Source organism: Citrobacter sp. R-1.5.2 (assembly GCF_035064245.1).
GTDB lineage: Bacteria > Pseudomonadota > Gammaproteobacteria > Enterobacterales > Enterobacteriaceae > Citrobacter.
This window is the reverse complement of the sequence record NZ_JASEYC010000002.1, coordinates 44,798-62,790: the sequence shown is the minus strand read 5'-3', so window position 1 is coordinate 62,790 and position 17,993 is coordinate 44,798. Positions and strand designations below refer to the sequence as shown.

Sequence of the window (17,993 nt, the reverse complement as noted above, 5' to 3'; positions counted from 1 at the left end):
TTTCAATTTGATGACAGATAAGAACGCGGTAGGCCCGGTAAGCGTTAGCGCCACCAGGCAATACCGGGATTACAGCGCCATCAGTCGATCCAGCGACGGTGCAAAGTAATAGCCACCGGTGACCGGTTTGGTAAAGCGCAGCATCGCGTCACGTTTGCCGTCGGTATCACCAAACATGCTCAGCAGTTGCTGCTCAATATTGTGCAGACGCGCACAGTACGCGCAGAAATAGAGACCATGCGTACCGCTGGCTGTACCGTACGGCAGGCTCTGACGAACAATTTTCAGGCCCTTGCCATCTTCTTTCAGATCCACACGGCTCAGGTGGGATGTTACCGGACGATCGTCACCATCGATCTCTTCGTTGGCTTCCTTGGTGCGGCCAATCATCATTTCCTGATCGTGAATACTCATGCGGTTCAGTTGCTTCAGGTTATGTTCCCAACGCTGCACGAATACATAGCTGCCGCCAGCATCGATGCCATCTTTGATAACAGCGACTTCACGACGCGTTTCTTCACCCGCCGGGTTTTCCGTACCATCAACAAAGCCACTGAGGTCACGCTCTTCCACCCAACGGAAACCGTGGATCTCTTCTTTGACATCAATGCAGTCGCCAAACGCTTCCATGGCTGCCTGCGCAACGGAGAAGTTCACGTCATGGCGCAGCGAGAGAATATGGATCAGTACGTCATACTGGGTCGCCGGAGCCAGACCTTTACCGTAAGGGATGAAGTCCTTCAGCTCTTCCGCGCCCACGCCGCCGCTCAGTGTGCGCCAGGTGTTGTTGCCAAAAGCGACTACCGCGCCCAGATGCGCATCCGGGAATTTCGCTTCAAAGGTCGCCAGTTTATCGGCAAAGGTTTTGCTGGCCGCACGCAAGGCCTCAACGTCGCCTTTAACATTGGCTTCAATCCAAATCGCCGCACGGCAATGTTCTGGCAAAATGCCACTCTGAACCTGAGACATTGTTCCTCCTGAAAAAAAGCTGCCACGACATCGTGGCATTGATGGGCGTTATTCTACCTGTTTTTTTAGTCAGTCGATTTGTTCAGACGCAAATTAACGCCGCCAGATAATTTTGCTGACTTTCCACTCTTGTAGCGTATCGTCAGACGGCATTATGCCTTCAGGGCCGCTCCAGTCACCGGAAAAAATATAGCTAATGTGCTGACTTCCTTCAGCTTTACATTCAACGTTCTCGCTATCATCACCGGTTGCTTTCTGACAATTACCGAAGGCTTTAGTGTAAAGGTCGCTAAACGGTGTACCGATTTCAACACCCGCGTCTGATGAAATATCGCTGTCCAGGACATCAATGCGACCGATCGTTCCCTGGTCGCCATTGATCACCATTGCCAGCTTGTCACCTTTCATCACCTCAAAAAAGCGCACGACATTGCCGTTATTGGTTTTCATCCCACTACGCAGGCGATAATCGCCATCCAGCGCATCAGCAATGGTCTTTTCTTCCAGTGTTGTCGCGCCCGTGAGTTTTCCCACGCCTTGCTCAGTGACCTCGGTCGAAGAACCAAACCAGTTCCACGGATTAGCGGCGGACCAGTTCACCGATGAGAGGGTTGAACACCCGGTCAGCACCAGCGGTATCGCGCATAACGTCAAACGCAGTGATTTCATTTCACTTCCTTCCATATTTATCAACGCTGCTTTGAGTCCGGTTTCACTAAAAAGTGCCGTTATTCTTTCTCGGGGGAAAAACAGACGCGCAAACGTTGATTGGTTAACAGCCAGACCAGCGCGACGATATCCGCCACCAGCAGCGTCAGCCCGACGCCGTTGACCGGATCGCCTGCCAACCACAGCATCGGCTGCCAGCCGAGCAGCACCAGTTGAGCCAGAATCAGTAATCCGCGCAGCCTGTGCCATAAAACGGGAAACGCGGAACGCCGCCCGCTGAGTAAAAACGCCAGCACGGCCGGAACGCCGGGAAGTAACCCCAGCCAGAACGCATCATGATCGGGATAAAACAAATTCAGCAACGTGTTGCCTTGATCGCGGGAAGAACCCGCAATCACAAACAACACCCAGGTACGCGCCTGGAGCAGCAGCACGCACCAGAACAGAAATGGCAGGCGCAGACGCCCATGACCGTCATAGTCGGCGGGATGGAACTCAGTACTCTTCATCTTCGATTAAACGTTTACCCAGATGGAGTACATCGGTATGTTCATAGCCCAAACGCTCATACATACCCAGCACAACGTCATTATCGTCACGCACCATGATTTGAATCTTTGGACAACCACGGGCAATGAGCTTTTTCTCCAGTCGGTTCAGCAGCGCATTAGCAATACCACGCCCCCTGAACTCAGGATGCACGCCAAGGTAATAAGCGGAACCACGATGACCGTCATAGCCCCCCATCACTGTGCCGACAACTTCACCGTTCACTTCTGCGACCAGAAACAAGCTGACGTCATGATTGACTTTGCGCTCAATGTCCATTTCCGGATCATTCCATGGACGCAGCAGATCACAGCGCTCCCAGAGGGTGATCACCTCTTCGAAATCTTCCTGGCGAAATACGCGTATTTCCATGGTATTAGTTTCCTTTTCAGGACGTTAAAAAGCGATTATGGCGCGAACCACTGATTTAGCCAATATCTGACGCGAAGCGACGGAAAAAATGGCATAATACGGAATTGTCACGTATTGAAATGAAAAGTAAAACAATTCTTATCCCGATCCGTCGCAACGGACTACGCGATACGATATAACGTCTGGAACCTTTTTTTACAACTCAGGCCGTATGAGCACTTTTAAACCACTAAAAACTCTCACATCGCGCCGCCAGGTGCTGAAAGCTGGGCTGGCAGCCCTGACGCTGTCCGGCATGTCGCAAGCCATCGCAAAGGAAGAAACGCTAAAGACCAGTAATGGTCACAGCAAACCGAAAGCCAAAAAAGCGGGTGCTAAGCGTGTTGTTGTTCTTGACCCAGGACACGGTGGTATTGATACCGGGGCAATTGGCCGCAACGGCTCGAAAGAAAAACACGTGGTGCTGGCGATTGCCAAGAATGTACGCTCGATTCTGCGCAATGAAGGAATTGATGCACGCCTGACCCGCTCTGGCGATACCTTCATTCCACTGTACGATCGCGTTGAGATTGCCCACAAGCACGGTGCCGATCTGTTTATGTCGATTCACGCCGACGGCTTCACCAATCCGAGCGCGGCGGGGGCATCGGTCTTCGCCCTGTCCAATCGCGGTGCCAGTAGCGCCATGGCGAAGTACCTGTCCGATCGTGAAAACCGTGCCGATGAAGTCGCAGGTAAAAAGGCCACCGATAAAGACCATTTATTGCAGCAGGTACTGTTCGATTTGGTACAAACCGACACCATTAAAAACAGCCTGACGCTCGGTTCGCACATTCTTAAGAAAATCAAGCCGGTACACCGTTTGCACAGTCGCAGCACGGAACAAGCCGCGTTCGTGGTACTAAAATCACCGTCAATTCCTTCGGTACTGGTCGAAACGTCATTCATCACCAACCCGGAAGAAGAACGGTTGCTGGGCACAACGGCATTTCGCCAGAAAATCGCCACCGCTATCGCCAATGGCATCATCAGCTATTTCCACTGGTTTGATAATCAGAAAGCACATTCGAAGAAACGTTAATCATGAAGCCCGATGCACAGCGCGTTAAACAGTTCCTGCTGAGTCTGCAGGATAATATTTGCCAACAGTTATCTGCCATCGATGGTGCAACGTTTGTTGAAGATAACTGGCAGCGTGAAGCGGGCGGCGGCGGTCGTAGCCGGGTGCTACGTAACGGCGGTATCTTTGAACAAGCGGGGGTGAATTTCTCCCACGTACACGGTGACGCAATGCCAGCCTCTGCTACCGCACATCGGCCAGAGCTTGCCGGGCGCAGCTTTGAGGCGATGGGTGTCTCGCTGGTCGTGCATCCGCAGAATCCGTACATCCCTACCAGCCATGCCAACGTGCGTTTTTTTATCGCCGAAAAACCGGGTGCCGATCCAGTATGGTGGTTTGGCGGTGGCTTTGATTTAACGCCCTACTATGGTTTTGAAGAAGATGCCGTTCACTGGCATCGCACCGCGCTTGAACTCTGCCAACCGTTTGGTGATGACGTGTACCCGCGTTACAAAAAATGGTGCGACGACTACTTCTTTCTGAAGCACCGTAACGAGCAGCGCGGCATTGGTGGGCTGTTTTTTGATGACTTGAATACGCCAGATTTCGACCACTGCTTCGCCTTTATGCAGGCGGTCGGGCAAGGTTACACCGAGGCGTATCTGCCGATCGTCGAACGCCGCAAAGCGATGATCTGGGGCGAGCGCGAGCGCAATTTCCAGCTTTATCGTCGCGGACGCTATGTGGAATTTAATCTGGTGTGGGACAGAGGCACGTTGTTCGGTCTGCAGACCGGCGGGCGCACCGAATCGATTCTGATGTCAATGCCGCCGCTGGTGCGCTGGGAGTATGACTGGCAGCCGGAAGCGAACAGCCCGGAAGCCGCCCTTAGCGAATTTATTCAGGTCCGCGACTGGGTGTAATTGCCTGATGGCGCTACGCTTATCAGGCCTACAACCCGTAGGCCGGATAAGACGTAAAGCGTCGCATCCGGCACAATTCTTTCATCACGCCCACTGACGCATACGCTGATGCAGCGTCAACGAAGGTTTTTCTGCAAACAGCTGCTGGTAATCGGTAGCAAACTGCCCTAAATGCCAGAATCCCCACTGCATCGCAGCGTCCTTCACCGTTGCACTTTGCGACCACGGGCTAATAAGCTCCCGGCGCACGGCATTCAGACGAATACGTTTTAACCAGGCATTCGGTCCGATACCGAGGATCGCGTGAAACGCGTTTTGCAGCGTGCGACGACTCACATGTAGCTGGTTACACAAGTCGAGCACGGTCAGCGGCTCTGACATATTCTCCAGCACATATTCACGCGCACGCGACAGCAGGCGGCGATAGCTCTGATGGCTGATGCTTTCAGCAGTCATAATCGGCTGCGCGTCTTCCAGCATAGTGCCCATCGCCAGCAGCAGGTTATCACCCAACACTTTGCGCACCGCCGGCTGATGAAGGTTCTCGGGATTTTCACTAAACGTCGCCAGCGCCTGTTGCACAAAGCCCCATAACGCGGCTTTATGCTGTTCTTTTACTTCTAACGCCGACTGATTTCGCAACATATGCAACACCCTTTCCGGGTTATGCAGGAAGTTAGCCTGACGCGCAATGGTGTCTTCAGAGATAACGACCCCCAGAATGGTGTAATCATCCGGTGTGCTCAGCTCAAACTCCGTTCCGCCTGGGCGGGTCGCAATTTCAGCACTGCCAAGGCATTGCGTACCAATAAACCCCTGCTCTCCGCGCGTAGCCGGAATACCAAACCAGAACGAATTCGGCCAAACCAGGCATGACTGGCGCAGCGCAAGACCGGTGTATTCACGGAACACCTGAATATCATCAAGCAGGATTTCCGTGAACTCGCCATGAAATTTTCCCGGATGCAGTTGATCGTAAATCTGCTGCCAGGCAGTAATCGTCAGGGCATGCTCATACACATCTGTTGTTCGCCGTTGGTGAACGTTGTCCACCTCCACCTTCGGCGTAAGTTTAACGTCTTCGGGTAATGCTTCATGATAAAGATGGTGCAGGTTTGCAGTACGGGTCTTTTTCATGATCTTTTAAGCCGGAAGCTTCAATGAAGCCCCCGGCCCTCCGACAGGTTAATTTTTTAAGCGATAGCGACTACTGCGTTTACGCAACGCTCCGTCAGAAAAGAGCTGTTCCAGCGCATTTCTGGCTTTATCAAGTGACCAGCCAAAGTGCGCGGCCACTTCCCCTGCCGTCATTCCTTGACGGGTTGATGCCAATAACGCCAGGAGCTCATCAGAAGATTCAGATGTCACAGGCGCTTCCTGTGTCTTTTCCGCTTTGGCTTCTGGTTTCATTTCTGGCTTCGGTGCGGGTTTCTTCGGCGCACGTTTAAAACCGCCGATCAGCCACTGGGTGTCATCATCCGGCCGCCCTATCTCCTTACGGCTGATAACACGGCCTGTACGCGCAGCAGCAGCACTGCCAGCATCCAGCGCAGCGCGGCACGCCGCCAGATCGCCTTCCACCACCAGCGTCAGCCTGCCAGGATCGAGCACTTCGTGGCTAAGCAGTCGCACGTTCGCAGCTTTCAGCATGGCGTCCGCAGCATCAACAGCCGCAACCATGCCATCCACTTCCAGTAATCCCAGTGCATTGATCATCACAACCTCTCTTACGCGCGTTGTACCGGATTACGGGCAATATCCAGAACGGCATCGGCAAAGGCGTTACACGCGGCTTTACAGGCGGCCTGACTACCGGTCAAAAACGCCGCTGAGTAGTTGGTTTCTGACGGTGGTGGAACGTAGGTCACCAGCTGTACATCGGCAGATTTCAGTGCAGCATCAATACCGAATGTCGCTTCCAGCGGCGGTGCCACCAGATAAGCCATAGGATCGCCAAGTCGACATCCCGCTGTCGCGGAAAGATACGAACCCGTGCGCGATACGACGTGCGCCAGGAAGGCGGTATTTTCTGCGTCATTTGCCCACTGGAACGCCGCGCCACTTTCAATATTGGCAACCATGGCGTCCAGGCCCGCACGAACTTCAGCCGGGTTCGGCCCGCCGAGCATAATCAGCACTTCACCTGCCGTGGGAGAAGGTCCGTGCGCCGCACCGGCATACAATGAGCGGCCATAAACCACTTCCACCATCGCCTGTTTGGTCGCCTCGTCTGCGGCAATATACGCCACGTCATCAGAATCTGCTGTGATGAGCCCGAGGCTACGTATATGTGGCGGTAATTTAAGTTCGCGAGCAAAACCGTCATTTACCGAGGCAATCACGCGCATCGCGGTGACTGAGGGTCTTATCAAATCTAATGCTGGCATGATGCCTCCTTAACGGGTCATATTGATGCCGGATGCTTTCTGCTCCAGCATGCGCTTGGCCAAATCGACGATTACCGCAGCCGCTTCTACCGGAGGCGTACCGCCCTGGTGAATGTTCGAGATACAGGTGCGGTCAGCTTCAACGGTAGTCGCCACGCGCGGTGAATACACCGCGTAGCAGGAAAGGCTCTCCGACTGGCCTAAGCCCGGACGTTCCCCCACCAGTAGGATCACCGCTTTCGCCCCCAGCAGTTCGCCAATCTGATCTTCGATTTTTACGCGACCATAGCGAACAAAGAACGGCGTACCGACCTTCAGCCCGGCTTGTTTTAAACCCGACAGCAGCGGCGGCAGAATCTCTTCGTAGTTGGCGGTGATCGCATCGGTAGACAGGCCATCAGAGATAATCACCTGCACATCCGGGTTAGCCACACACTGCGATTTCAACGCTTCAATGGCTTCCGCACTCAGACGACGCCCCAGATCCGGGCGTGTCAGATACAGGTTTTTGTCACTGATTTCTGAACGAACTTCCAGCAACCCTTGCGCTTTCACCCACTCTTCCGGCACCTCTTTTAAGACCGTATCTTTCGAACGCGAATGGTCCGCCAGGAAACGCAACAACGCCTGAGTACGCGGGCGAGGACCGGCACGACCGGTGCACACGCGTGCTGCAGTACTGCGACGCAGTTCAGTCAACACGTCCGCACGGTGTGGATTTTCAACGCCAATCCACGCTTTGGCTTCAGCAGAACCCAAGTCCATCGCACAGCTTTCACCTGTCGGCGCAGCACACTGCGTGGTGCTGCATTTCGCTTCCGGTGACGGTGCCTGAGCCTGCGGCTGTGACTCACCCATTGACGCCATTACGCTGCGTACAATTTCTTCAATCTGTTTTTGATCCATCGTGTGTCATCCCCGCGTCATCAGAAGAACAGTGACGGATCGCCCGCCCGTTTGGTCAGGCGACCGTTTGCCATAATGCCCATGGTTTCCAGCCAGCGCTCAAACTCCGGCGACGGACGCAGGTTCAGCAACTGGCGCACGGTCGCGGTATCGTGGAATGCGGTGGTCTGGTAGTTGAGCATGATGTCGTCACCGAGCGGCATGCCCATGATGTAGTTGCAGCCAGCGGTGGAGAGCAGAATCATCAGGTTTTCGTTGAGGTTCTGGTCAGCATCAGCATGGTTGGTGTAGCAGCAGTCACAGCCCATTGAGATGCCGCTCAGCTTGCCCATGAAGTGGTCTTCCAGACCGGCACGAATAATCTGACGGTCGTTGTAGAGATACTCTGGTCCGATAAAGCCAACCACGGTGTTCACCAGGAACGGATCGTAGTGACGCGCCAGCCCGTAGTTACGCGCTTCCATCGTCACCTGATCGGCACCAAAGTTAGCGCCAGCAGAAAGCGCAGACCCTTGCCCGGTTTCGAAGTACAGGCAGTTTTCCCCGGCGATACGGTTAAACTCCGCACCCACGGCACGCGCTTCATCCAGCATCGCCAGCTCAACGCCAAACTCTTTTAAGCCTTTTTCACTGCCGCAGATACTCTGGAAAATCAGCCCGCCCGGCGCGCCGCGACGAATTGCTTCAATCTGCGTGGTGACGTGCGCCAGTACGCAACCCTGGGTCGGAATGTTAAATTTGTCGATTACGCCATACACGGTATCGAGGACGCGGCTTAAGTTCTCCACATCATCCGTTACCGGGTTGACCCCAATGACCGCATCACCCGCACCGAAGGAAAGACCTTCATAGATCTGAGCGGCGATACTCTGTACATCGTCACGGGTATCGTTCGGCTGCAAACGGCAGCTAAAGGTGCCCGGCAGACCAATGGTGGTGTTCGCCTTTTTGATCACCGGCATTTTCTTGCCGCCGTAGATCAGGTCCGCGTTGGAACAGATTTTAGCCACCGCAGCAACGACTTCCGACGTTAACCCTTTGCGCGTAAACGCAATGTCATCGACAGAAGTTTCATCACTCAGCACATACTCACGCAGCTCACTGATACTCCAGTTTTTGATGCGGTTATAGGCCGTTTCGTTGACGTCATCCTGAATCAGACGCGTTACGCAGTCTTCTTCATAGGAAATCACCGGGTTATTGCGGATATCCGCCACCGTCATTTCCGACAACACCTGCTTGGCAGCCACACGCTCCTGCGAGCTTGTTGCGGCCACTCCTGCCAGCACATCCCCCGAACGCAGTTCGTTGGCTTTTGCCAGCACCTCTTTTACATCCTTAAACTGATAAACATTGCCGAACAATGTGGTCTTTAGTTTCATAAGTCGTTCCCTCAGGAAGGAAATGCGAGTGATTTCACCGTCACCGGCACAACCGATCCGCCAAAAAGAGGCGTACCAATGTCGATATAGTCCCCCGCCCGGACAACCACCTCATCGATGACTGCCAGCGGGTGTTGCTGTAACTGTGGGCGTAACAGCATGCCCAGGGCTTTACCAAAATCCTGCTCGGCTACCACCAGCAGGGGATGCGGATTCGGATAACGCGCGACGAAGGCCAGCAGCGCGTCAATCACCGTTAACAGCGCGGCGTAACGCACCGGTAACGAACCGGGCAGCGCAAGCACATAAGCATCCGTTTGTGGATCCAGATCGAGCTGCATCAATGCCTGTTGCCAGGCAGCAACCAAATCGGACTCATCCACCGGAATCGCCACCGGCAGATTGCGCAGCGGAAGCTGAACACCCTCCAGCCAGATGGTGCTGCCCGAAAGCGACAGCGTATGCGCACCAGCACCAATCACCGTGGCGCGCACGGTTTGCGCCGGGAACTGCACGTTCATCTCACGCAGACGCGGGTGCTCATGCAGCGCCGTGGCGAGCAGTGGCCCGATGTCGGAAAAACAGAACGGATCGGCAGGTTGGTTGCGGTAGCATTCGCCCACCCCGCCGGACAACGTAATCACTTCCGGTTTCACGCCCGCAGGCAGCAGACCGGTTTGCATCAGCGCCTGCGCCAGTGGTGAAAGCGTGCCTTCAATCACTTCCACAATCAGCGCCGCCATCCGTCGCGCCACCTGAACCAGTTGCGTGGCGTTAAGCGAACGCGCATCGGTGCCAGGGCCAAAAACGTCATCGACAATCATCTGTCCCGGCTGATGCGCGTGAACCACGCGCCCCTGGCCGTCCGTTTCCAGCAGACGCCCACCGACGTTCAGGCAGGCTGAACCGCTGACTTTCCCCGCGTCGAACAGCACGTAATTCGACGTCCCGCCACCGATGTCGATATTCAGAACACGGCACAACTTCTGCTCTGACAGGGTCTGGGCACCCGCACCATGACCAGCAATCACCGATTCCAGATGTGGACCGGCGCTGGCCACCACGAAATCACCCAACGACTGGGAGAGCGTCATCACCGCCGGACGCGCATTGCGGGTTTTCGCACTTTCCCCGGTAATGATGATCGCGCCGGAATCGACGGTTTCTGGTGCGATACCCGCCGCCTGATACTGGGCGAGGATCAGCGCTTTCAGTTCGGCCTCTTTCAGCCCGCCCTGCTTATCAACGGGGGTAAAGAAAACCGGGCTTTGCCAGCTAATTTCGCGTTTGATGAATTCGTAGCGCGGCACCTGCGACACTGCCGCACGGTTAACCAGCTCAAGGCGAGAGAAGATCACCTGAGTGGTGGTGGTGCCGATATCGATACCGACGCTCAGTAGCTGGCGAGTATTCACGATTGCGCCTCCGGGTTGGTTTCTACTTCTGCTGGAACATCTTCATCTTTCGGTACCAACAGCATAGCCACACCAATCGCCGTCACGCCGCCAATCAGCTTGCCGACAATCATCGGGAAGATCATGGCGTTCATGTTCGCTGCGGCGAAGCCTAAGTGGTCACCCAGCGCGAAGGCCGCGGAGACCGCAAAGGCGCAGTTGATCACTTTGCCGCGGGTATCCATATTCTTCATCATGCCGAACATTGGGATGTTGTTCGCCAGCGTCGCCACCATACCAGCAGCCGCAATATTATTGATTTTTAACAGGTTACCGACGCTCATCAGCGGTTTTTCAAACCAACGAGTCAGCAGCAACACCATTGGGTACGCACCGAGCAGCACGCAGGAAATAGAACCGATAACTTCGATGGCGCGCATCACTTCACCCGGTTTGTCGCCCGGAGCCATGAAGATAGGATCAAGACCCGGGATCAGCTCCCAGCCGAGCAGGAATTTGACCACCGCAGCTGCCAGGCCGATGGTGATCAGTGCCACCAGGAATTTCGCGAAGATCTGGAAGCCGTTGATCATTTTTTCCGGGATAAATTTCAGTCCCAGCGCCACCAGCACGGCCACGATCAGCACCGGGATCATATTCATCAGGATCAGCGCGAAGGTGAACTCCACCGGCTGCCCGTTGATTTCGACGCCGGAGTACATCGCAATCAAACCGCCCGCAATACAACCAATCGGAATGGTGACGATACCGGCCAGCACGCCCAGCGCCAGATAACGACGGTCAGACGGTTCAATAATCCCCAGCGCAACCGGAATGGAGAACACCAACGTCGGCCCCATCATCGCCCCAAGGATCAGGCCAGAGTACAGCCACGCCGCAACGTCGCCGCCCGCCAGTTCTTTCGCCAGGAAGAAGCCGCCCATATCGCACGCCAGCAGCGTTCCGGCAAACATCGACGGGTTCGCGCCCAACATTTCGTACAGCGGAATAATTACTGGCCCGAGCACATGCGCCAGTACCGGTGCCAGCGCGGTCATACCCACCATCGCCAGACCCAACGCGCCCATCGCCATAAAGCCTTCTTCAAACTGGCCGCCCGATCCCTCAATACTCTTACCGAACTTACCGAGGAAGCGTGCCGAACCGCCGAACTGCGACAGGATCCTGTCCACGGCGGCAATCAGCATAAAGAACATCATGATGTACATGATGATTTCGTTAATTCCCATAGCCCCTACTCCCTGTCATTTGTGATTTGTAGGCCGGATAAGACGTTTACGTCGCCTCCGGCATTAACGCCGTGTTATTGCCGGATGGCGGTGCGAGCACCTTATCCGGCCTACAGGCATTACCCGGCAGCCGCGTACAGGTCGATAATCTGTGCCTGTGTGGCAGTGCGTGGGTTACTGCGAATACAAATATCCTCCAGCGCGGCGTGAGCCCATGCGCTGTAATGCTCAGGCTTTGCCCCAACGTCAGAGAGTCGTTTGGTCTGGCCCACCTCGTTAATCAGATCGCTAACCGCGCTGATGGCGTCACGATCGTCCGATTTCTTATTGGTTAATGCCCGCCCGATATGGCTGAAGCGTTCGCGACACACCATGCGGTTAAACCCCATGACCGTGGGCAGCAGCATGGCATTAGCCTGTCCGTGCGGGATGTGCAGCGTCGCCCCCGGCTGGTGCGCCATTGCATGGCACAAGCCCAGCCCCGCACTGGAAAACGCCATTCCGGCCATACAGGAGGCCAGTAACATGCTTTCGCGTGCCGCCAAATCCTGACCGTAGCCGACGGCCTTCGGCAGCGATTTGCCGATCATCGCAATCGCGCCAATCGCCAGGCTGTCGGTAAACGGCGTCGCGTTCAGCGCGCTGTAGGCTTCAACCGCATGGGTCAGCGCATCAATTCCGGTCATCGCCGTCACGTGCGCGGGCACACCTTCCGTCAGCGCTGCATCCAGGATCGCCACATCCGGCATCAGGGTTGCATGCGCCAGCACTTTCTTCAGCCCGGTCGCGGCATCAATAATCACCGTGACGTTGGTGGTTTCTGAGCCTGTTCCGGCGGTAGTCGGTACAGCAATCAGTGGCAACCGTGGACGTAACACGCTGCGTTCGTCCATGTCAGCCAGCGTCTGGGTCGGGTTGGTCACCAGCAGTGCGACCGCTTTGGCCGCATCCAGTACGGAACCGCCACCAAAGGCCACGACGCCGTCGCACTTCGATTCACGCAGTTGCGCGACCGCCGCGCAGACATCCGTGATGCACGGCTCGCCCACCGGGCACGGCCACAGCGTCATCGCCACACCTTTCATCGCCAGGCTACGCTCAAGCGAGGCCGTCATTCCCGCCTGATGCAGGAAGCTATCCACCATGACAAACATATGCGTCAGTCCGCGCGTTTGCGCTTCCTGCCCGCAGGTGCTGAGCGCACCCAACCCGCACAATGTGACAGGGGGAACACTAAACGTTTTAACGCGTTGCAGATTCAGGGTGTCGAATGCCTGAAAGAGCGCGGTCTGCAATTCAGCTTGCATAGATTCCTTCCGCTTTTTCTTTTCCGCTATTTGCAATCGCCAGCGGGGTCATGAACAGGCTGTGCTGAGGTAAGTGCACTTGCAGTTCCGGAAAACGCTTACGGAACAGCTCATCGACTCCCGGCTGCATGCAGGAACCACCGGCCAGCCATAAATCGGTAACTCCCTGTCCTGCAATATGGTGAGCTACGATTTCCGCCATCTTTTCGTAGACCGGCTTCACCACCGGCCAAATTTCTTTACCGTTGCTGCGCTTGTACTGCTCAGCTTCTTCGAGCTGAATGCGTCGATTTCCGGCCAGCGTCAGGGAAATGTGGTGTCCACCGGTCGCTTCATCAGCGGAATAGGTCACTACCCCCCGCTTAACAATGGCAATTCCGGTAGTACCACCACCAATATCCACGACCCCGGCGTTATCAAGTTGCAGCAGATCCGCAACCGCGGTCGGCTCGTCTAACACATGACTCACGTCAAGCCCGGCGGATTCCAGCACGTTGATGGAGATACGCGGGTCGGTTCCCGGTGGGAATGAGGTCGCCGCATGGGTAAAACGGCAACCTAACTGTTGTTCAAGCGTATCGAGATGGCGACGAACGATGGTCACCGCACCGAAGAAATCCCAAACGATGCCATCGCGCACAACATCAGCCCAGTCCAGACAGACCGCAACCGGCTGCCCGTCGCTGTCGACAACCATCGACACCACATCACATGTCCCCAAATCAACGCCCAGCCACAGCGGTGATTCGCTCACGGCAGGTGTCTGGTTACATAGCGTTGCCGCTTTTTGCAGTCTGGGTGTGAGCCAACGTTGTTCGTCGTGCGCCATCTCTTTCTCCCTATAGCCTGATGGACTAACTGTTATACGATGCGAAACGCATCCACCAACACACAGCGACGCAGACGCACAAACGTGCGCGCACTGGTCACCCCTTCCCCGGTTGGCGTGGTAATGGTCATCGTGGTCCAGCCTTCGCCACCGAGTCCCAGGCCTGCAATACACGGCCCATTCTTGACGAAAATGCTGGTATCAATGGCGTTAGCCATACGGTTCATATTGTCGATGTTGCGTGAGTGCATTGCCGCCGTGTGGTGGCAACCGCCTTCAAGCGCGACGGCCAGATCAATGGCCTCATCAACGTTGGCAACCCGCACCACTGGCAGTACCGGCATCATCAGTTCGGTGACAGCGAATGGATGCGTGGCCGGGGTTTCGACGAATAACAACCGGGTTTGATCCGGTACGTTCAGGCCAATTGCCGCAGCGATTTTTCCAGCGTCACGCCCGACCCAGTCACGGCTGACCGTACCTTTGCCGCGCTCATCAACATTTTTCAGCAGCACCGGTTGCAGTTGCTCAGCCTGGGCCGCCGTCAGCTTGACCGCATGCTGGCTTTCCATCAGGCGCATCAGTTCGTCGGCAACACTGTCGACAACAATCAGCACTTTTTCGTCGGCACAAATGATGTTGTTATCAAACGATGCGCCTTTGACGATGGACTGTGCTGCACGTACCAGATCGGCCGTTTCATCGACCACCACTGGTGGATTACCCGCACCTGCGGCAATCAGACGTTTATTGGTGTGTTTACGCGCCGATTCCACTACCGCTTCGCCACCGGTTACCACCAGCAGGCCGATACCAGGGTACTTGAACAGACGCTGAGCGGTTTCGATATCCGGGTTGGCAACGGTGACCAGCAGATTCGCCGGGCCACCCGCAGCAACCACCGCCTGGTTGAGCAGGGTGATGGCACGCTGAGAAACACGTTTAGCCGCCGGGTGCGGAGCAAAGACCACGCTGTTACCCGCAGCAATCAGGCTGATGGCGTTGTTAATGACGGTTGCCGCCGGGTTGGTGGACGGTGTCACCGAAGCCACTACGCCCCACGGTGCGTTTTCAATCAAGGTCAAGCCGTTATCGCCGGTCAGAACCTGTGGAGACAGGCATTCCACACCCGGTGTGCCACGGGCCTGCGCCACGTTTTTGGCAAATTTATCTTCAACGCGTCCCATACCGGTTTCACTAACGGCAAGCTCCGCTAATTCTCTGGCGTGTTTTTCGCCCGCTTCACGAATAGCGTGAATGGCCAGTTGGCGCATAGCGACGCTTTTCAGCCCCTGCTGGGCCAGTTTTGCGGCCGCCACTGCGTCATCCAGGGAGGCAAAAACGCCCATTTCTTGAACGGCACTAACGGGCTGGCTGCTGTCTTTCATTTTCAGCAGTACCGCTTTCACGACCTGTTCAATATCCTGTTGATTCATGATTTTCTGCCCTATTTATGGAAGATCACCTGACCACCTGCCACCACTTCATCGACAATGCCAATCACGCACAAATCGACAGGCGATGATTCGTTATGGTGCGCCTGACGGGCTGAGCTTCCGCTGACCAGCAGCACCCACTCTCCGTTTCCCGCTCCGATGCTGTCGATCGCAACAGCACACTGCCCGTCAGGATTTCCCTGGGCATCAATCATTTCCACCATCAGCAACTTATCGTGCGCGAGTCCCTGATGGCGTACGGTACAAACGATTTGTCCTGTGACGATTGCCAGTTTCATACCCGCCTCCGTGGCATATTTCAGGTAAAACCTCCCCCTACCCTCCGCAGAAGGTAATGTGAAAAGGAGAGAGGGTGACGCCAGCAATGATGTGGCGTCACATGGACTACTTACATGTCGTTGCTGTCGCCTTTAAAGCTGATCGGGAAGACTTCTTCCAGATCGCCATGCGGGCGCGGAATCACGTGTACAGAAACCAGTTCCCCAATGCGCTGTGCTGCAGCAGCACCCGCATCCGTTGCTGCTTTACAGGCCGCCACGTCACCACGAACCATTGCAGTAACCAGACCGCCACCGATTTGCTTCACGCCAACCAGTTTCACGCGTGCCGCTTTAACCATTGCGTCAGAAGCCTCAATCAGTGCAACCAGGCCCCGGGTTTCAATCATTCCTAATGCTTCCATTGTGCTTTCCTCTTAAGTAGAAGGGGTCCAGAACGGGACCTAAACAACCAGTGTTTGTGAGGCGTCTTCACGACTCACGTCAGTCTGGCGCGGCACTGCTGCCACCAACGCCAGTTCGATAATTTCCTGTACGCTACAGCCGCGAGAAAGGTCATGAAGCGGTGCGGCAAGCCCTTGAATCAACGGACCGACGGCACGATACCCTCCCAGGCGCTGAGCGATTTTGTAACCAATGTTGCCTGCCTCCAGTGACGGGAAGACCATCACATTGGCATTGCCGTGTAGCGGACTGGCAGGCGCTTTTTGCGCGGCGACATCCGGTACAAAAGCGGCATCAAACTGCAGTTCACCATCAACGGTGAGCTGCGGTGCGCGTTCACGAACGATGTCCGTGGCCTGCTGCACGTTGGCAACGTTGGGATGGCGCGCACTGCCATTACTTGAAAAGGACAGCATGGCGACACGCGGTTCTTCTCCGGTAATGGCCTGCCAGGTCTGCGCACTGGCAATCGCAATATCCGCCAGTTGTGCAGCAGTTGGCTGCGGCACCACGCTGCAATCGGCAAACCCTAATGACGGCCCGAGGTACTGCGGCAGCATCAGGAAAATCGACGACAGCGTTTTGCATCCCGGCTGTAACCCAATGATGCGTAGCCCTGCACGCAGCACATTCGCGGTTGATGACAGGTTGCCAGCAATACAAACATCGGCTTTACCTGCGCTGACCATCGCGGCGGCGAACATTAGCGGATCGTTGAGTTTCTCAAGTGCATCTGGCGGCGTTTTCTCTCCCGCCCGAGCCAGCCAACGCAGCGCAAATTCCTCTCGCATTTGCGGGTTGCTTTGTGGGTCGATCACCTGAATACCGTCCATTGCCACGCGATGGCTGAGGGCAAACTGGCGTAGCGCGAACGGGCTGGCGACGAGAATGGGATGCGCCAGGCCGTGCTGATGCAGGTAGTTCGCGGCTTTCAGCACCCGAACATCCAGCGCATCCGGGAACACCACCCGTGCCGGTGAGCGTTGGGCGAGTTGACGAGCACGTTCAATGATCATTGCTTCTCCCCCAGTCGCTGTTGAATTTGGTTAACCGTCAGCGGATGCTTCGCAACGCTCAGAATCATCATCACGTAGACCGTACTCGACAGGCGGTTGAGCGCCTGCATAATGTCCGGTCGCATAACCTCAAAACTGCGAGTGATGAACACCTGGGCCGCCACCGTCTCCGTTTCACGGACTTTGGTACGCAGCAGATTAAGCAGCGCGCAATCACGTCCGTGGCTGGCTTCAGGCACCAGATGATCGTGATCCAGATAGCGCAATGGCTGATGCGACAGGCGGTGCAAGTCTTCATCGCTTAAACCGACGATTGACTGCGCGGACAGCGGTTCGTCCATGGCATCGGCACGCATAATGTTGCCCAAACGTGAGCGGATATCCGCCAGCCATGGCTGCCACGGCTCCGCCAGTTCAATCTGCAGCCACACCGCCAGACCGATGGTGCTGTCCAGCGCCGCACGAAATCCCAGCCGCGGATCGCTTTTGGCGACCATCTTGTCCGCCGTCAGATGTGTCAGCGTGTCAGGCTTCTTCATCACCGGTTGATGGCACAGTTCGCAACTGGCCTGTGGATGCGTATCACTACTGGTTAAACCATGCACCGGCTGCGGCTGCTGTTCTTCGTCATCGATAAACAGACTTCCCTGCTCGTCGATAAATTTAATGCGCAGATGTCGACTTTCCAGCAGCTCCCGGGCAGACGGCGTCAAGCGAGCATCAGCGGGGAGGTGAATTTCAGCTCCTTCGCTAAGCGTGTGATTCGCTCTTAGCCATGCTTCGGTAATGAAATCCTTCATA

The 17,993-nt window shown here is 55.6% G+C and carries 20 protein-coding genes; 2 read left to right on the top strand and 18 right to left on the bottom strand.

The window, feature by feature from the left end; translation table 11 throughout:
• Positions 1-69 precede the first annotated feature (69 nt).
• From yfeX to QMN38_RS04295, 4 genes are all read right to left on the bottom strand, one after another.
• Entirely contained in the window at positions 70-969 is a 900-nt protein-coding gene (gene yfeX, locus QMN38_RS04310) for a porphyrinogen peroxidase (protein WP_271440183.1), read from the bottom strand.
• 93 nt (positions 970-1,062) lie between these two features.
• A complete protein-coding gene (locus tag QMN38_RS04305; RefSeq protein ID WP_323604607.1) occupies positions 1,063-1,638 on the bottom strand; it encodes an RpoE-regulated lipoprotein in 576 nt (191 codons plus the stop codon).
• A gap of 59 nt (positions 1,639-1,697) precedes the next feature.
• Positions 1,698-2,147 carry a DUF2919 domain-containing protein gene (locus QMN38_RS04300; RefSeq protein ID WP_323604606.1) on the bottom strand — a complete coding sequence of 150 codons (450 nt, stop codon included), beginning with the start codon at positions 2,145-2,147 and terminating at the stop codon, positions 1,698-1,700.
• Positions 2,134-2,559: a GNAT family acetyltransferase gene (locus QMN38_RS04295; protein WP_048210972.1), complete on the bottom strand. Its 426-nt coding sequence runs from the start codon at positions 2,557-2,559 to the stop codon at positions 2,134-2,136. The genes QMN38_RS04300 and QMN38_RS04295 overlap by 14 nt, the downstream gene beginning before the upstream one ends.
• A gap of 211 nt (positions 2,560-2,770) precedes the next feature.
• Here QMN38_RS04295 and amiA point away from each other — a divergent pair, with 211 nt between their 5' ends.
• Both amiA and hemF read left to right on the top strand, forming a co-directional pair.
• A complete protein-coding gene (gene amiA, locus QMN38_RS04290; RefSeq protein WP_137384734.1) occupies positions 2,771-3,640 on the top strand; it encodes an N-acetylmuramoyl-L-alanine amidase AmiA in 870 nt (289 codons plus the stop codon).
• A 2-nt stretch (positions 3,641-3,642) separates the two neighbouring features.
• Positions 3,643-4,542, top strand: a complete 900-nt coding sequence (gene hemF / locus QMN38_RS04285; RefSeq protein ID WP_323604605.1) for an oxygen-dependent coproporphyrinogen oxidase — start codon at positions 3,643-3,645, stop codon at positions 4,540-4,542.
• Between the two features lie 84 nt (positions 4,543-4,626).
• Here the strand turns inward: hemF and eutR are convergent, their stop codons facing one another.
• The 14 genes from eutR to eutT all read right to left on the bottom strand — a co-directional run bounded on the left by eutR (position 4,627) and on the right by eutT (position 17,992).
• On the bottom strand, positions 4,627-5,679 hold the full coding sequence (gene eutR / locus QMN38_RS04280; protein ID WP_061068308.1) for an HTH-type transcriptional regulator EutR: 1,053 nt from the start codon (positions 5,677-5,679) through the stop codon (positions 4,627-4,629).
• A gap of 48 nt (positions 5,680-5,727) precedes the next feature.
• A complete protein-coding gene (gene eutK, locus QMN38_RS04275) occupies positions 5,728-6,258 on the bottom strand; it encodes an ethanolamine utilization microcompartment protein EutK (RefSeq protein WP_137384737.1) in 531 nt (176 codons plus the stop codon).
• 11 nt (positions 6,259-6,269) lie between these two features.
• The gene (gene eutL / locus QMN38_RS04270; protein WP_198903394.1) at positions 6,270-6,929 is read right to left on the bottom strand and encodes an ethanolamine utilization microcompartment protein EutL; all 660 of its coding nucleotides are present in this window, start codon (positions 6,927-6,929) and stop codon (positions 6,270-6,272) included.
• A 9-nt stretch (positions 6,930-6,938) separates the two neighbouring features.
• Positions 6,939-7,835, bottom strand: a complete 897-nt coding sequence (eutC, locus tag QMN38_RS04265) for an ethanolamine ammonia-lyase subunit EutC (RefSeq protein WP_271440177.1) — start codon at positions 7,833-7,835, stop codon at positions 6,939-6,941.
• A gap of 20 nt (positions 7,836-7,855) precedes the next feature.
• Positions 7,856-9,217: an ethanolamine ammonia-lyase subunit alpha gene (eutB, locus tag QMN38_RS04260; RefSeq protein ID WP_323604604.1), complete on the bottom strand. Its 1,362-nt coding sequence runs from the start codon at positions 9,215-9,217 to the stop codon at positions 7,856-7,858.
• An 11-nt stretch (positions 9,218-9,228) separates the two neighbouring features.
• Positions 9,229-10,632 carry an ethanolamine ammonia-lyase reactivating factor EutA gene (gene eutA / locus QMN38_RS04255; protein ID WP_271448580.1) on the bottom strand — a complete coding sequence of 468 codons (1,404 nt, stop codon included), beginning with the start codon at positions 10,630-10,632 and terminating at the stop codon, positions 9,229-9,231.
• Entirely contained in the window at positions 10,629-11,861 is a 1,233-nt protein-coding gene (eutH, locus tag QMN38_RS04250; RefSeq protein ID WP_003835043.1) for an ethanolamine utilization protein EutH, read from the bottom strand. The genes eutA and eutH overlap by 4 nt, the downstream gene beginning before the upstream one ends.
• A gap of 119 nt (positions 11,862-11,980) precedes the next feature.
• A complete protein-coding gene (gene eutG / locus QMN38_RS04245) occupies positions 11,981-13,168 on the bottom strand; it encodes an ethanolamine utilization ethanol dehydrogenase EutG (protein WP_271448581.1) in 1,188 nt (395 codons plus the stop codon).
• Positions 13,158-13,997, bottom strand: a complete 840-nt coding sequence (gene eutJ / locus QMN38_RS04240) for an ethanolamine utilization protein EutJ (protein ID WP_271456236.1) — start codon at positions 13,995-13,997, stop codon at positions 13,158-13,160. Before eutJ ends, eutG begins: the two co-directional genes overlap by 11 nt.
• Positions 13,998-14,029: 32 nt before the next feature.
• Positions 14,030-15,433, bottom strand: coding sequence for an aldehyde dehydrogenase family protein (locus QMN38_RS04235; RefSeq protein WP_271448583.1), 1,404 nt, complete (start codon positions 15,431-15,433; stop codon positions 14,030-14,032).
• Positions 15,434-15,444: 11 nt separating this feature from the next.
• Positions 15,445-15,732, bottom strand: coding sequence for an ethanolamine utilization microcompartment protein EutN (gene eutN / locus QMN38_RS04230; RefSeq protein WP_137384744.1), 288 nt, complete (start codon positions 15,730-15,732; stop codon positions 15,445-15,447).
• Positions 15,733-15,842: 110 nt separating this feature from the next.
• On the bottom strand, positions 15,843-16,136 hold the full coding sequence (gene eutM, locus QMN38_RS04225) for an ethanolamine utilization microcompartment protein EutM (RefSeq protein ID WP_003835054.1): 294 nt from the start codon (positions 16,134-16,136) through the stop codon (positions 15,843-15,845).
• 39 nt (positions 16,137-16,175) lie between these two features.
• Positions 16,176-17,192, bottom strand: a complete 1,017-nt coding sequence (gene pta / locus QMN38_RS04220; protein ID WP_323604598.1) for a phosphate acetyltransferase — start codon at positions 17,190-17,192, stop codon at positions 16,176-16,178.
• A complete protein-coding gene (gene eutT / locus QMN38_RS04215; RefSeq protein WP_323604597.1) occupies positions 17,189-17,992 on the bottom strand; it encodes an ethanolamine utilization cob(I)yrinic acid a,c-diamide adenosyltransferase EutT in 804 nt (267 codons plus the stop codon). The genes pta and eutT overlap by 4 nt, the downstream gene beginning before the upstream one ends.
• Position 17,993: the final 1 nt, after the last annotated feature.

Bases quoted from the DNA above. Each gene is read 5' to 3' on its own strand.
- yfeX (WP_271440183.1), bottom strand. From the start codon at position 969: ATGTCTCAGGTTCAGAGTGGCATTTTGCCAGAACATTGCCGTGCGGCG.
- QMN38_RS04305 (WP_323604607.1), bottom strand. From the start codon at position 1,638: ATGAAATCACTGCGTTTGACGTTATGCGCGATACCGCTGGTGCTGACC.
- QMN38_RS04300 (WP_323604606.1), bottom strand. From the start codon at position 2,147: ATGAAGAGTACTGAGTTCCATCCCGCCGACTATGACGGTCATGGGCGT.
- QMN38_RS04295 (WP_048210972.1), bottom strand. From the start codon at position 2,559: ATGGAAATACGCGTATTTCGCCAGGAAGATTTCGAAGAGGTGATCACC.
- amiA (WP_137384734.1), top strand. From the start codon at position 2,771: ATGAGCACTTTTAAACCACTAAAAACTCTCACATCGCGCCGCCAGGTG.
- hemF (WP_323604605.1), top strand. From the start codon at position 3,643: ATGAAGCCCGATGCACAGCGCGTTAAACAGTTCCTGCTGAGTCTGCAG.
- eutR (WP_061068308.1), bottom strand. From the start codon at position 5,679: ATGAAAAAGACCCGTACTGCAAACCTGCACCATCTTTATCATGAAGCA.
- eutK (WP_137384737.1), bottom strand. From the start codon at position 6,258: ATGATCAATGCACTGGGATTACTGGAAGTGGATGGCATGGTTGCGGCT.
- eutL (WP_198903394.1), bottom strand. From the start codon at position 6,929: ATGCCAGCATTAGATTTGATAAGACCCTCAGTCACCGCGATGCGCGTG.
- eutC (WP_271440177.1), bottom strand. From the start codon at position 7,835: ATGGATCAAAAACAGATTGAAGAAATTGTACGCAGCGTAATGGCGTCA.
- eutB (WP_323604604.1), bottom strand. From the start codon at position 9,217: ATGAAACTAAAGACCACATTGTTCGGCAATGTTTATCAGTTTAAGGAT.
- eutH (WP_003835043.1), bottom strand. From the start codon at position 11,861: ATGGGAATTAACGAAATCATCATGTACATCATGATGTTCTTTATGCTG.
- eutG (WP_271448581.1), bottom strand. From the start codon at position 13,168: ATGCAAGCTGAATTGCAGACCGCGCTCTTTCAGGCATTCGACACCCTG.
- eutJ (WP_271456236.1), bottom strand. From the start codon at position 13,997: ATGGCGCACGACGAACAACGTTGGCTCACACCCAGACTGCAAAAAGCG.
- QMN38_RS04235 (WP_271448583.1), bottom strand. From the start codon at position 15,433: ATGAATCAACAGGATATTGAACAGGTCGTGAAAGCGGTACTGCTGAAA.
- eutN (WP_137384744.1), bottom strand. From the start codon at position 15,732: ATGAAACTGGCAATCGTCACAGGACAAATCGTTTGTACCGTACGCCAT.
- eutM (WP_003835054.1), bottom strand. From the start codon at position 16,136: ATGGAAGCATTAGGAATGATTGAAACCCGGGGCCTGGTTGCACTGATT.
- pta (WP_323604598.1), bottom strand. From the start codon at position 17,192: ATGATCATTGAACGTGCTCGTCAACTCGCCCAACGCTCACCGGCACGG.
- eutT (WP_323604597.1), bottom strand. From the start codon at position 17,992: ATGAAGGATTTCATTACCGAAGCATGGCTAAGAGCGAATCACACGCTT.